This is a genomic window from Nocardioides epinepheli (genome assembly GCF_037936805.1).
Taxonomy (GTDB): domain Bacteria; phylum Actinomycetota; class Actinomycetes; order Propionibacteriales; family Nocardioidaceae; genus Nocardioides.
Genome location: NZ_JBBMMC010000003.1, coordinates 14,519 through 27,051 on the forward strand (window position 1 = coordinate 14,519; position 12,533 = coordinate 27,051).

At 72.1% G+C, this 12,533-nt stretch carries 10 protein-coding genes; 9 read left to right on the forward strand and 1 reads right to left on the reverse strand.

Annotation, left to right across the window (positions count from 1 at the left end):
- Window positions 1–41: 41 nt before the first annotated feature.
- From WMR31_RS05080 to trxA, 7 genes are all read left to right on the forward strand, one after another.
- The gene (locus WMR31_RS05080; protein ID WP_340537698.1) at window positions 42–2,405 is read left to right on the forward strand and encodes a DUF6049 family protein; all 2,364 of its coding nucleotides are present in this window, start codon (window positions 42–44) and stop codon (window positions 2,403–2,405) included.
- Complete coding sequence (gene murJ, locus WMR31_RS05085; protein ID WP_340537699.1) at window positions 2,402–4,477, forward strand: murein biosynthesis integral membrane protein MurJ; 2,076 nt, start codon at window positions 2,402–2,404, stop codon at window positions 4,475–4,477. The genes WMR31_RS05080 and murJ overlap by 4 nt, the downstream gene beginning before the upstream one ends.
- A gap of 88 nt (window positions 4,478–4,565) precedes the next feature.
- The gene (locus WMR31_RS05090; protein WP_340537700.1) at window positions 4,566–6,596 is read left to right on the forward strand and encodes a protein kinase family protein; all 2,031 of its coding nucleotides are present in this window, start codon (window positions 4,566–4,568) and stop codon (window positions 6,594–6,596) included.
- Window positions 6,589–7,305 (forward strand): RNA polymerase sigma factor SigM, encoded by a 717-nt coding sequence (gene sigM / locus WMR31_RS05095; protein WP_340537701.1) that lies wholly within the window; start codon window positions 6,589–6,591, stop codon window positions 7,303–7,305. Before WMR31_RS05090 ends, sigM begins: the two co-directional genes overlap by 8 nt.
- A gap of 39 nt (window positions 7,306–7,344) precedes the next feature.
- Entirely contained in the window at window positions 7,345–8,139 is a 795-nt protein-coding gene (locus tag WMR31_RS05100) for a hypothetical protein (RefSeq protein WP_340537702.1), read from the forward strand.
- Window positions 8,140–8,359: 220 nt separating this feature from the next.
- Window positions 8,360–9,328, forward strand: a complete 969-nt coding sequence (gene trxB, locus WMR31_RS05105) for a thioredoxin-disulfide reductase (protein WP_340537703.1) — start codon at window positions 8,360–8,362, stop codon at window positions 9,326–9,328.
- A 47-nt stretch (window positions 9,329–9,375) separates the two neighbouring features.
- Complete coding sequence (gene trxA / locus WMR31_RS05110; RefSeq protein WP_445321601.1) at window positions 9,376–9,750, forward strand: thioredoxin; 375 nt, start codon at window positions 9,376–9,378, stop codon at window positions 9,748–9,750.
- 39 nt (window positions 9,751–9,789) lie between these two features.
- Here trxA and WMR31_RS05115 read toward each other — a convergent pair whose 3' ends face one another.
- Window positions 9,790–10,470 carry a GNAT family N-acetyltransferase gene (locus tag WMR31_RS05115; protein ID WP_340537705.1) on the reverse strand — a complete coding sequence of 227 codons (681 nt, stop codon included), beginning with the start codon at window positions 10,468–10,470 and terminating at the stop codon, window positions 9,790–9,792.
- Between the two features lie 45 nt (window positions 10,471–10,515).
- Here WMR31_RS05115 and WMR31_RS05120 point away from each other — a divergent pair, with 45 nt between their 5' ends.
- The gene (locus tag WMR31_RS05120; RefSeq protein ID WP_340537706.1) at window positions 10,516–11,730 is read left to right on the forward strand and encodes a pyridoxal phosphate-dependent aminotransferase; all 1,215 of its coding nucleotides are present in this window, start codon (window positions 10,516–10,518) and stop codon (window positions 11,728–11,730) included.
- A 22-nt stretch (window positions 11,731–11,752) separates the two neighbouring features.
- Window positions 11,753–12,529 carry a lysophospholipid acyltransferase family protein gene (locus tag WMR31_RS05125; RefSeq protein WP_340537707.1) on the forward strand — a complete coding sequence of 259 codons (777 nt, stop codon included), beginning with the start codon at window positions 11,753–11,755 and terminating at the stop codon, window positions 12,527–12,529.
- Window positions 12,530–12,533: the final 4 nt, after the last annotated feature.

Sequence of the window (12,533 nt, forward strand, 5' to 3'; positions counted from 1 at the left end):
AGTGCACGGTCTGGCAGTGCGGGGCGGATACCCTCGGAAACGTGGTCCGACCCCCGACGTTCTCGCGCGCCCTCGTGGCGGCCTGCGGGATCCTCGCCTCGGCCGCCTTCCTCGGAGCCGGCGCCTCCCCCGCCACGGCCACCGACCCGCACGTCGGCAGCGCGACCAGGGCGGCCACCCCGGCCGCCGAGCGGGCGCTCGCCGGACATCCCCACCACCCTCGGACCACCGACCAGCTGGCACCCGACACCGCGCCCCTGCAGGTGCGGATCTCCACGCTCTCCCCGGCGAGCCTGCCGGCCCAAGGCGACGTGCGGGTCACCGGCACCGTCACCAACCGCTCGACCGAGACCTGGACCGGTATCGCGCTCTACCCGTTCTTCGGCAACGCCGAGGGCACGGCGCTGCGCACCGAGGCCCAGCTGGAGGCCGCGATGAGCGAGCCCTACGACTCGCTGCTCGGTGAGCGGCTGATCAACGTCGGGGAGCAACGCGGCGACATCGAGGAGCTCGAGCCGGGCGAGTCGGAGTCGTTCACCGTGACGGTCCCGGCCAAGAAGCTCCCGGTGACCCGGGCCGGGGTCTACTGGTTCGGCGTGCACGCTCTCGGCGCGAGCGCCAGCGCGCCGGACGACCTGCTCGCCGACGGCCGCGCCCGGACGCTCATCCCGTACGTGCCGAAGCGGTTCGAGGACACCCCGCTGCCGGCGACTCTCGTCGTCCCGATCACCGCTCCGGTGCGCTACACCGCCGACGGCCGGATCGACAGCCCGGAGACGTGGGCCCGCTGGCTGGCACCGCAGGGTCGCCTGTCCCGTCTGCTCGGCTTCGGGCAGGCCGGGTCCGCGCCGCTGACGTGGCTGATCGATCCGGCCCTCGTCGACGCCGTCGGCCACCTGGCTCGCGGCAACCCGCCCCGCAACATCGAGCCCACCACCCCGCCGGGCGAGACCGGCCAAACCGGCGGCACGGCGACCCCCGGCGGCGAGGCGACGGGCCTCACCGAGGGGGCCGGCGGCGGAGGCACCGGCGGCGGGAGCACCGACGCCGAGCCCGTCTCGCCCGAGGCCCAGGCGGCCGCCGCCTGGCTCGATCGGCTCAAGGGCGCCGTCGCCGGCGACGAGGTGCTCGCCCTCCCCTACGGCAACATCGACCTCCCGGCCGCCGTGCAGCACGACCCCGACCTGCTCAAGCTCGCCCTGACCCAGCACAGCGCGGTGCTCAAGAGCCTCGGCATCGAGACCCGCCCCGGCGTCATGTCGCCCAGCGGCTACCTCAACCTCTCCAGCGTCCGCGCCCTCGATCCCGACACCACGGTCATCGTCACCGACCGGATGATCGCCGCCCGCGGCCCGCGGCCGGCGGTCGCGTCGGTCGAAGGCCACCGGCTCGTCGCGGCGTCCTATGCGGTGGGCGAGGGCACGCCCGGCCCGGGCCCGTCGCGGACGTCGGTCGGCCTGCGCCAGCGCTTCCTCGCCGAGGCCGCGGTCCGGCTGGTCCGCGGTGAGCAGCGTCCGCTCAGCGTCGTCCTCCCCCAGGGCTGGGGGCTGGCCGACGCGGTCGGCTTCTACTCCGGACTCGACACGCCCTGGCTCGACCTGGGCACCGTCGGCGACCTCGAGGCGGCGACCACCCCGGTCGACGTCGATCCCGCCACGCTGGACTATCCGGCCCTCCAGGCCCAGCGCGAGCTGGACTCGGCCACCTTCTCCGACGTCGCCGAGCTCATCTCGTCCGGCGACGTCCTGCAGAACGTGCTGGTCGACAACAACGACATCGGCGCGGTGCTCACCGAGGAGGGGCTCACCGGGCTGTCGTACTCGGTTCGGCCCGAGCAGGCCTCGGGGCGCTTCCTCACCCAGGGATCGCAGGCCTGGGTCGACCGGCATCTCGACGAGATCGGCGTGACGACGTCGCGGGGGGTGACCCTCGCCGGCGCCTCCGGTGAGTTCTCGGTGACCATCAGCAACGACCTCGACCAGGCGGTGTCGGTGCGCGTGCAGGGGGTCTCCGACGCCGGCATCGAGATCACCGGGCCCGAGGTCACCGAGCTGGGTCCCCAGAGCCGCACGACCGTGGTGCTCCAGGCCCGGACCACCGACACCAGCGTCCACAACGTCGACCTCGTGCTCACCGACTCCGAGGGCACACCGCTCGGCGCGACGCACTCGGTGCCGATCCGGTCCGCCCAGGTCAGCGACGTGATCTGGCTGATCATGGGCACCGGCGCGGGGCTGCTCTTCCTGGCGATCGCGGTCCGCGTCGTCAAGCGGCTGCGTGCGGCGCGGCGCGGGGAGGCCGGTGACCTGTTCGCCACCCGGGCCGAGCGCGCCGCGGAGTCCGCGCGGGCGGCAGAGGAAGCAGCCGAGTCGACCGATGCCACCGACCCGGTCGAGGCCCCATGACCGAGCGCGGACCGAAGCATCGCGCACCCGGCCACGCACGCGGGCCCGACGACGAGCCGATGCCCTACGAGGACGAGCACCCCACCGTCGAACGGATGATGCCGCTGCTCGCGGAGTGGGAGCGCGGCCGTCAGGGCGACTGGCAGCTGGTCGAGGACCCGACCATGGAGCGGTTCGCGCCCACCCCCGTGATCCGCCGCGTCCACTCCGAACCCCCACCCCCGCCACCCCGGGCCGCCGGGCAGGGCGGGGGCGCCCGGGCCGCCTCGGAGAGCGCGGGCGAGCGGACCCAGGCGATCCCGATCGCACGCCGCCAGGCGCGGCTGGCCGAGCACTCGATGCTCCACGGCCCGCAGGTCCCGGGGGGACCCGACGAGGAGCCGGAGGCGACCCAGGTGCAGCCGGTCGCCCCGGCCGCGGGGTCCGGCAGCCAGGAGTCGGTGCTGGCCAACAGCGCGGTCATGGCGGCCGGCACGGTCGTGTCGCGGCTCAGCGGCTTCGTCCGCTCCACGCTGCTCGCGGCCGCACTCGGCCTGAGCCTGCACGCCGACATCTTCAACATCGCCAACACCGTCCCCAACATGCTCTACATCCTGTTGGCCGGCGGCGTGTTCAACGCCGTGCTGGTGCCGCAGCTGGTGCGGGCGATGACCCACGACCCCGATGGCGGCGACGCCTACACCGACCGGGTGGTCACCCTCGCCGCGCTCTTCCTGGCCGGGGTCACCGCAGCGCTGGTGATCTTCGCGCCGCAGCTGATGTCGCTCTATCTCGACTCCGGATTCGACCGGCCCGACCGGGCCGCTCATCTGGACTCGGTGATCGCCTTCGCGCGGTACTGCCTGCCGCAGGTGTTCTTCTACGGCATGTTCGTGCTCGTCGGGCAGATCCTCAACGCCCGCGGTCGCTTCGGGCCGATGATGTGGGCGCCGATCGCGAACAACATCATCTCGGTGTTCGTCCTGGTGGTCTACCTGCTCACCTACGGCCCGGCCACCGGCGCGGAGCAACAGGGCCCCTACACCTCCGGCCAGGAGATGCTGCTCGGCCTGGGCTCGACCGCCGGCATCGCCGCCCAGCTGCTGATCCTGCTGCCCTACCTCAAGCGGGCCGGGTTCACCTTCCGGCCGCGCTTCGACTTCCGCGGCTCCGGCCTGGGCCACACGTTCCGGCTGGCGATCTGGACGGTGCTCTTCGTCGTCGTCAACCAGATCGCCTACACCGTCGTGGTGCGCCTGGCCTCCACCGGCACGGTCGACGGCGGCGACGGGACCGGCTACTCGGTCTACTCCTCGACCTTCCTGATCGTGATGGTGCCGCACTCGATCATCACCGTCTCCCTGGCCACCGCGATCCTGCCGCGCCTCTCGCGGGAGGCCGCGGTCGGCGACCTGGACCGGCTCAGCCAGACCCTGTCGTCGGCGTTGCGCACCGCCCTGGCGGTGGTGATCCCGTTCGCCGCCCTCCTCCCGTTCATCGCCGACGACGTCGCCCACGTCGTGTGGGGGCACGGCGCAGCCGCCGACGGCTACGACGGCTACGTGCCCTCCCTGGTGCTCTTCGGCCCCGGGCTGGTGATGTTCACCATCCACTACCTGATGCTGCGCGGCTTCTACGCGCTGGAGGAGACCCGGACCGTCTTCCTCATCCAGTGCGTGGTCGCGGTCGTCAACATCATCGGGGCGATCATGCTGGTCCACGGCGTGGCCGCGGTGGACACCTCCCCGGCACTGGTCGTCGCCTACGGGATCTCCTACGCAGCCGGAGCCCTGGTGTCCTACGTCGTGCTCTCCCGGCGGCTCGACGGCCTTGAAACCGCCCGCCTGGTCCGGTTCGTGGTGCGCCTGGCGATCGCCGTGGCGATCTCGACCGCGGTGGCGGCCGGCGTCGCGTGGCTCCTGGGCCGCGCCCTGGAGGATCCGCACTGGGTGCTGGCCGGCGTGCGCGCCGCCGTGGTCGGTGCGGTCCAGGTCGCCGGATTCGTCGTGGTCGCCCGCGCCCTGCGGATCACCGAGGTGACCGCGGTGATCGACATGGTCGCCTCGCGCCTCTCGCGAGCACGGAGGCGGTGAATCACCGCCTCGAAGAACTACGATAGGCCGAAGGCCCCCCACCCGCCTTGGGTCCTCGTACCCGTACCGCAACCAGGAGACACGTCCGGTGCCGCATGCCACCCGACCCGGTGATCTCCTCGGCGACCGCTATCGGCTGGTCGACCTGCTCACCGAGAGCGGTTCCGGCCGGTTCTGGCGGGCCTACGACCGGATCCTGGAACGGCATGTCGCGATCCATGTGATCGCGGCCGGCGACGAGCGTGCCTCGGCCCTGATGGACGCGGCCCGGCGCTCGGCGACGGTGCACGACCGCCGGATGCTCCGCGTGCTCGACGCCGAGATCGGCGAGAAGCTGTGCTTCGTCGTCAACGAGTGGGGCTGGGGCAGCTCGCTGGACGTGATCGTCGCCAGCATCGGCACCCTGCGCTCGCGGCACGCCGCGTGGCTCGTGGCCGAGGTGGCCGACTCGATCGCGGCGGCCCACGAGGCCGGGATCGCCCACGGCCAGCTCAACCCGGAGAACGTGCTCATCGACCGCAACGGCGCGGTGCGGATCATCGGGCTCAGCGTCGACGCCGCTCTGCACGGCGTGGAGACCGAGGGCGAGTCGGGCCAGTCTGCTGCGATCCAGCGCGACGTCGAGGACCTCGGCGGCCTGCTCTACTACGCCCTCACCGCCAAGTGGGCCGGCGCCTCGCGCTCGGGCGCCACCGCGGCGCCCCGCGGCGGCGGCGACGTGCTGCGGCCGCGCCAGGTGCGCGCCGGGATCCCGCGTCCCCTGGACAACATCTGCGACGACGTCCTGGTGCCCGAACGCCCCCGGCACCGCGAGACCGCCGACGTCGAGATCAGCGCACGCGGCATCGAGGGCTTCCTCAGCTCCTTCGTCGGCGACGCGACGGGCATCTCCGAGGCCCTGCTCGCCTCGTTGCCAGACGTCCCAGCCGACGAGGAGCAGGTCGTGCTCCCCCCGGTCCCCGAGCTGCGTCCCTTCCTCGCCGACGAGCCGCCCGAGCTCGCCGAGGTGCCCGGTGCCGAGCCGGGCGCGCGGCACGCGCAGGGCGACACCAAGACGAGCACCTCGATCCGCACCGACACCGAGACCGAGACCGAGAGGGTCACCGAGACCGGCCAGGGCGCAGGGGGCGACAACTCCGACGACGAGCTGCCCACCGAAGCCGGCGTGCCGATCTTCGGGGAGGGCGACGACGTGTCGTGGCTCGAGCGCCGTTCCACGCCGGCGGCGCCGCCGCCGCCCTTCGACGACCCGCCCGAGCGTCCGCTGTTCGCGCCCACGCCGGCCGACGGCGAGCCGATCCGCAAGCCTCGCAACGGCGTCGCGTCCGGTTCCCACGGCTCCGGACCGAAGGGGGCGGGGTCGAAGAGTGGCGGCTCGAAGTCCGGAGACGAGTACTGGCCCTGGGAGACCGGGGGCCCGGTCGGCCTGGTGTCCACCGGCACCCACCTCGCCACCGTCGAGGAGGAGCCGGTGCCCGGGCGCTCGTTCCTGCGCCTGGCGATCATCATCGCCGTCGTCTGCGTGGTGGGGCTGGGCGTCATGGTCGCGGTCAACCTCGGCAACGGCAGAGGGCCGCTGGGTCGTGAGCCCGAGTCCTCGACGTCGCGGTCGAACTCGCCCTCGGCGCAGCGCTCGCCCGGTCCCGCACCGGCGCTGACCGGCCTGGTCGCCACCGCCTTCGATCCGCTCGGGGGCTCGGACAGCAACGGCGCCGAGAACGACCCGGACGCCGGGCTCGCCGTCGACGGCGACGCCACCACCAGCTGGTCGACGGTCGGCTACAACGACCAGCTCGGTCCCGCCGCGCCGGCGCTGAAGACTGGCGTCGGCCTGGTGATCGACCTCGGTGCGAAGCGCTCGGTCACCGCCGTCGACCTCACCTTCGTCGGCGCACCGACCTCGGTGTCCCTCTACGTCACCGATGCCGCGCCCACCGAGGCGCCGGAGGCCGACGGCCTCAAGCCCGTCGCCCAGGGCACCGCAGACGGCACGAAGCTGCGCCTGCCGGTCGACGGCGCCACCGGTACCCACCTGATCGTGTGGCTCACCTCGCTCCCCGAGGGCGACGACGGGCGCTTCCGCGGCCGGGTCGCCGAGGTCGTGGTGCACGGTGAGTGACCTCTCCCCCGCCACCGCGCCGCAGCCGGACGGAGCGACCGACCGCGACCTCCTCGCCGCGCACGTCGCGGGCGATCCCGAAGCCTTCGGTGAGCTGTTCGCCCGCCACCGCGACCGCCTGTGGGCGGTCGCCCTGCGCACGATGGGCAATCCCGACGACGCCGCCGACGGGCTGCAGGACGGGATGGTGGCCGCCTTCCGGCGCGCGGCGTCCTATCGCGGGGAGGCACAGGTCACGACCTGGCTGCACCGCGTCGTCGTCAACGCCTGTCTCGACCGGCTCCGCGCGGCCAAGGTGCGCCGCGCCGACGCACTTCCCGACGACCTCGAGGAGTACGGCGGCCGAGGCTCCCTGGCGACCTCCACCGGCGGGCCGTCCGAGGAGGTCGCCGACCCGGCCGACCTCAGCGTGGCCGCCGATCGCCGACGCCGGGTGCTCGCCGCGCTCCAGGAGCTCCCGGAGGACCAGCGTGCCGCGCTGGTGCTGGTCGACATGGAGGGCTACTCCGTCGCCGAGGTCGCCCAGATCCTCGGGTGCGCCGTGGGTACGGTCAAGTCGCGCTGCTCGCGCGGTCGGTCCCGGCTCGCCTCGATCCTGGCCGACCTGATGCCGCCGCCGACGAGAACCCGGATCGTCGCTCCGCGGAACCGAATCGGCCCCGGCGACGTCCCAACCACGAACCCCCCACGCGGGCCACCCTCCTCGTGACCTCCCGACCCGCCTGATTCCACCGATCCGAGAGTGACCATGTCCGACCAGCAGCCGCAGGCGACGCCCGAGCAGGAGGCCCGCGTCCGCAGCCTCCTTGCCGAGGCCCGCCACACCGGGACGCTGCCGCCCGAGGTGGCGCAGCGACTCGACAGCGCGCTCGCCCGGCTCGTGGCCGACGGACCCCGCGCCATCGACCCGCCGCCGCCCACCGGGGAGCCGTCGGGCCGGCCGAACCCGCCGCCGGGACCGCCGAACTGGTCGACCCAGGTCGTCGATCTCGCCGATCGCCGACGACGCCGGGTCACCGCCCTGCTCGCGGCCGCCGCCGCCGTGGTCATCGTCGGTGTCGGCGGCACGGCGGTCATCAGCAGCCTGGATGACAAAGACTCCTCCCAGAGCGATGCGGGGGGAGCGGATTCGGTGGACCTCGGTGAGCTGTCCCGAGATGACGATGGCGCCGAGGCCCCCTCGCTCCAGCAGGAGACCCGCCCGGCCGGACCCGATGGCGGCTCGGCGCCACCGCCCGAGGCGAGTCCACTCGCTCCGAGCATGTCCGTCGCCGCATTCAAGGCCGACGCGCTGGATCTGCGCTCGAAGGCGGTCTATCGGGCCGAGGCCGGAGCCGTCGTCACCGGCGAGCAGCTCAGCAGTGACCCGATGTTCGTCTGCGAGGCGACGCCCACCGGATCCGGCATGATGCTCGGTGTCACCTTCGACGGCCGCCCGGCCGTGCTCGCCTACCGGGACCCGCAGGGCGACGTCCAGTCGGTCGACCTGATCCAGTGCGGCACCGGATACATCCTGCGTTCCACCGTCGTGCCCGCGCCCTGACCTCGTCCTTCTCCGGCGGGAATCACCCTCGCCTACGATCAGTTACACCGCTGAACCCGTCCGGATCGGTACGCCGACGTACCGCACTGCCTGCCCTGGGGTGTGGTCCGGCCGGGCGCCGCTACGAACCCGATCCTCTACGAGCGCGTTCCCCCACGAACCGGATCCGCTACGTAGGGGATCCCCGTCAGACCCACACAGCCGAGGAGCTCCCCTACCCATGTCGACCCGCAACGTCATCATCATCGGCTCCGGCCCGTCGGGCTACACCGCGGCGATCTACGCCGCCCGAGCGAGCCTGCAGCCCCTGGTCTTCGAGGGATCGGTCACCGCCGGCGGCGCGCTGATGAACACCACAGACGTCGAGAACTTCCCCGGCTTCCGCGACGGCATCATGGGTCCGGCCCTGATGGACGACATGCGCGCCCAGGCCGAGCGCTTCGGCGCCGAGCTGGTCGCCGACGACGTCGTCGAGGTCGATCTCACCGGCGAGGTGAAGGTCGTCAAGACCGCCACCGACACCTACACCGCCAAGGCGGTCATCCTGGCGATGGGCTCGGGCTACCGCAAGCTCGGACTGCCCAACGAGGACGCCCTGTCCGGACGCGGCGTCTCGTGGTGCGCCACCTGCGACGGCTTCTTCTTCCGCGAGCAGCACATCGCCGTCGTCGGTGGCGGGGACTCCGCCGTCGAGGAGGCCACCTTCCTGACCCGGTTCGGCTCCAAGGTGTCCCTGATCGTGCGCCGCGACGAGCTGCGCGCCTCCAAGATCATGCAGGAGCGTGCCTTCGCCGATCCCAAGCTCGACATCGTGTGGAACTCGGTCGTGGAGTCCATCAACGGCACCGAGGCGCTGGAGTCGGTCACCCTGCGCGACACCGTGACCGGTGCGACCAGCACCCTGGAGGCGACCGGGCTCTTCATCGCCATCGGACACGACCCGCGCTCGGAGCTCCTGCACGGCCAGGTCGACCTCGACGAGAACGGCTACGTGCTGGTCAAGCAGCCCAGCACCGAGACCAACCTTCCCGGCGTCTTCGCCGCGGGCGACCTGGTTGACCATCACTACCGTCAGGCGGTCACCGCGGCCGGCACCGGATGCGCCGCCGCCCTCGACGCCGAGCGCTACCTGGCCGACCTCGAGTTCGCCGCCACCCCGGCCGAGGCCGCCGCCGACGCACTGATCTAGGGCGCCGCTGGCCCGGGAACACCCGTGGTCGCGGCGGTGTTGAGCCGATGACGACCTCAATCCGAGCATCGAAGCAGTCAAGGAAGGAAACATCCGTGGGCAACATCTCAGCCGTGACCGACGCAGAGTTCGAGGCGCAGGTCCTCAAGTCCGACAAGCCGGTCCTGGTCGACTTCTGGGCCGAGTGGTGCGGTCCGTGCCGCCAGGTCGCCCCGATCCTCGACGAGATCGCCGGCGAGTACGGCGACAAGATCACCTTCTTGAAGATGAACGTCGATGAGAACCCCGTGACGCCGTCGTCCTACCGCGTCACCGGCATCCCGACGATCAACGTGTACCAGGACGGCGAGGTCGTGCGCAGCATCGTCGGCGCTCGCCCGAAGGCCGCCCTGCTCAAGGAGCTCGAGGCCTTCACGGCCTGAGCCCGCGCTGCCTGCCGGCACCCGTCACGACCCCGGACGTCACCCGACGTCCGGGGTCGTGTGCGTCGCGGGCCGCTGCCCGTCGCGACGCAGCGCCGGAGTCGGCGGCCGGACGACGCCGACCAGGCGCTCCAGCGCCGCCTCCACCTCATCGCGCCAGGTGAGCGCCGAGCGAAGGTCCATCCGCAGGCGCGGGGTGCGGGGGTGGTCCCGGCGGGTCTTGAAGCCCACCCGGGCCAGGAACTCCGCACTCACCACGCACCCGCCAGGCGACGCTCGAGCTCCGAAGGCCTCCACCGCGCGGATCCCGCCGCGCTCGATCAGGTCGCGGGCCATCGCCTGCACCAGGATCCGGCCCAACCCGCCGCCGGCGTACTCGGGGGCGACGAACGCGGTGGTGAGGAGCACGGCATCGGCGGAGACCGGCGCGGTGGGTAGCGCCGCAGCGCCCGGGACCAGGCCGGGAGGCGCGTAGCAGACGTAGCCAACCGGCGCGTCGTCGACGAACACCACTCGGCCGCACGAACCCCACTCGCGCAGCACCACCGAGAGCCAGGCGTCCTTCTCGGCCGCGCAGTCCTCCTCGTCCAGCCCGCCGCGCCGGACCGCGTCGAGCTCCCACCAGCAGCACCACCGACAGCGCACACCGGCCTCGCCCAGCGCTTCGAGCACGTCGGGTGTGAGTCGGACGATTCGCCGCGTCGCCGGACGGCGTGTCATGGGATGCACGGTACTGCGCCCGGCCCGACCTGCGAGGATGCCGCCGTGCGCCAGATCCGTCAGAGCCGCAAGCTGCACGACGTCCGCTACGACGTGCGCGGCCCCATCCTCGTCGAGGCCCAGCGACTCGAGGCCGAAGGTCACCGCGTCCTGAAGCTGAACATCGGCAACCCGGCCCCGTTCGGCTTCGAGGCTCCCGAGGCGATCCTCGCCGACGTCAGTCACCACCTCGCGACCTCGCAGGGCTACAGCGACTCGCGCGGCATCTTCTCCGCGCGTACCGCCGTCGCGCAGTACTACCAGCAGCGCGGCCTGCGGGACACGACCGTCGACGACGTCTTCATCGGCAACGGCGTCTCCGAGCTGATCTCGATGGTGCTGCAGGCCTTCCTCGACGACGGCAACGAGATCCTCGTGCCCGCACCGGACTATCCGCTGTGGACCGGCGCGGTCACGCTGTCGGGTGGCACGCCGGTGCACTACCTGTGCGACGAGGCGAACGGCTGGGTCCCCGACCTGGCCGACATCGAGTCGAAGATCACCGAGAACACCCACGGCCTGGTGATCATCAACCCCAACAACCCCACCGGTGCGGTGTACAGCAAGGAGATCGTCGACGGCCTCGTCGACATCGCCCGGCGCCACGAGCTCGTCGTGTTCGCCGATGAGATCTACGAGAAGATCCTCTTCGACGACGCCGTACACCACCACGCCGCTGCGGCGGCCGGTGACGACGTCCTCTGCCTGACCTTCAGCGGTCTGTCAAAGGCCTATCGCGTGTGCGGGTACCGCGCTGGCTGGGTGATGATCTCCGGACCGCAGGAGATCGCCACCGACTTCCTCGAGGGCCTGACCCTGATCGCGAACATGCGGATGTGCGCCAACGTGCCGGCACAGCACGCGATCCAGACCGCCCTGGGCGGCTACCAGTCGATCGAGGAGCTCATCGTGCCCGGCGGCCGGTTCTACGAGCAGAGCATGCTCGCCGACCGGCTGCTCAACGAGATCCCCGGGGTCAGCTCGGTCCGGCCGCAGGGCGCGCTCTACTGCTTCCCGCGGCTGGACCCCGACGTGTACCGGATCGAGGACGACGAGGCGTTCATGATCGACCTGCTGCGGGCCAAGAAGATCCTGGTGACCCACGGGACCGGCTTCAACTGGCCGCACCCCGATCACTTCCGGCTGGTGACGCTGCCCGACGTCGTCATGTTGGAGGAGGCGATCGGCCGGATCGCCGAGTTCCTCGCCACCCGCCGCTGACCGCTGAGATCCAGGAGCCCCGATGCGCGACCTGACCTATCCGCCGATCATCGCCAGCGCCAAGACGGCGTTCTGGATGCTTGGCCAGCGCTTCCAGACCTCGGGCGCCGAGCACGTGCCCCGTGAGGGCGGGGCGCTGCTGGCGCTGAACCACATCAGCTACCTGGACTTCATCTACGGCGGGCTCGCCGCCAACCCGTCGCGCCGCCTGGTGAGGTTCATGGCCAAGCACGAGATCTTCAACAACCCCGTGTCGGGACCGTTGATGCGCTCCATGCACCACATCGAGGTGGACCGGGGCGCCGGGACCGCCTCGGCCGCCGCCGCCGTGGACTACCTCCGTTCGGGAGAGGTCGTCGGGATCTTTCCCGAGGCGACGATCTCGAGGTCGTTCGAGCTGAAGGAGTTCAAGACCGGCGCGGTCCGGATCGCCGCGGAGGCGGGCGTACCGATCATTCCGGTGATCCTGTGGGGCACCCATCGGATGATGACCAAGGACCACGACCTGGATCTGGGTCGCGGGAAGACGATCGCGGTGCGCTGCGCACCGCCGATGCGACCCAGCGGTGCGGATCCCGTGGCCGAGACGGCCGAGCTGCGGCGGATCATGACGGCCCTGCTCGACGAGACCATCCGCACCTACCCCGAGGACGAGCAGCCGCCCGGCTCGTGGTGGCTCCCGGCGTCCTACGGCGGCAGCGCACCGACGCCCGAGGAGGCCGCCCGGATGGACGCGGCGGAGAAGCGGGAGCGGGTGGCTCGCCGAGCGGCTCGCCGAGCGGCCCAGGGCGGCGACTGAGCCG

Bases quoted from the DNA above. Each gene is read 5' to 3' on its own strand.
- murJ (WP_340537699.1), top strand. From the start codon at position 2,402: ATGACCGAGCGCGGACCGAAGCATCGCGCACCCGGCCACGCACGCGGG.
- WMR31_RS05100 (WP_340537702.1), top strand. From the start codon at position 7,345: ATGTCCGACCAGCAGCCGCAGGCGACGCCCGAGCAGGAGGCCCGCGTC.
- trxB (WP_340537703.1), top strand. From the start codon at position 8,360: ATGTCGACCCGCAACGTCATCATCATCGGCTCCGGCCCGTCGGGCTAC.
- trxA (WP_445321601.1), top strand. From the start codon at position 9,376: ATGACGACCTCAATCCGAGCATCGAAGCAGTCAAGGAAGGAAACATCC.
- WMR31_RS05115 (WP_340537705.1), bottom strand. From the start codon at position 10,470: ATGACACGCCGTCCGGCGACGCGGCGAATCGTCCGACTCACACCCGAC.
- WMR31_RS05125 (WP_340537707.1), top strand. From the start codon at position 11,753: ATGCGCGACCTGACCTATCCGCCGATCATCGCCAGCGCCAAGACGGCG.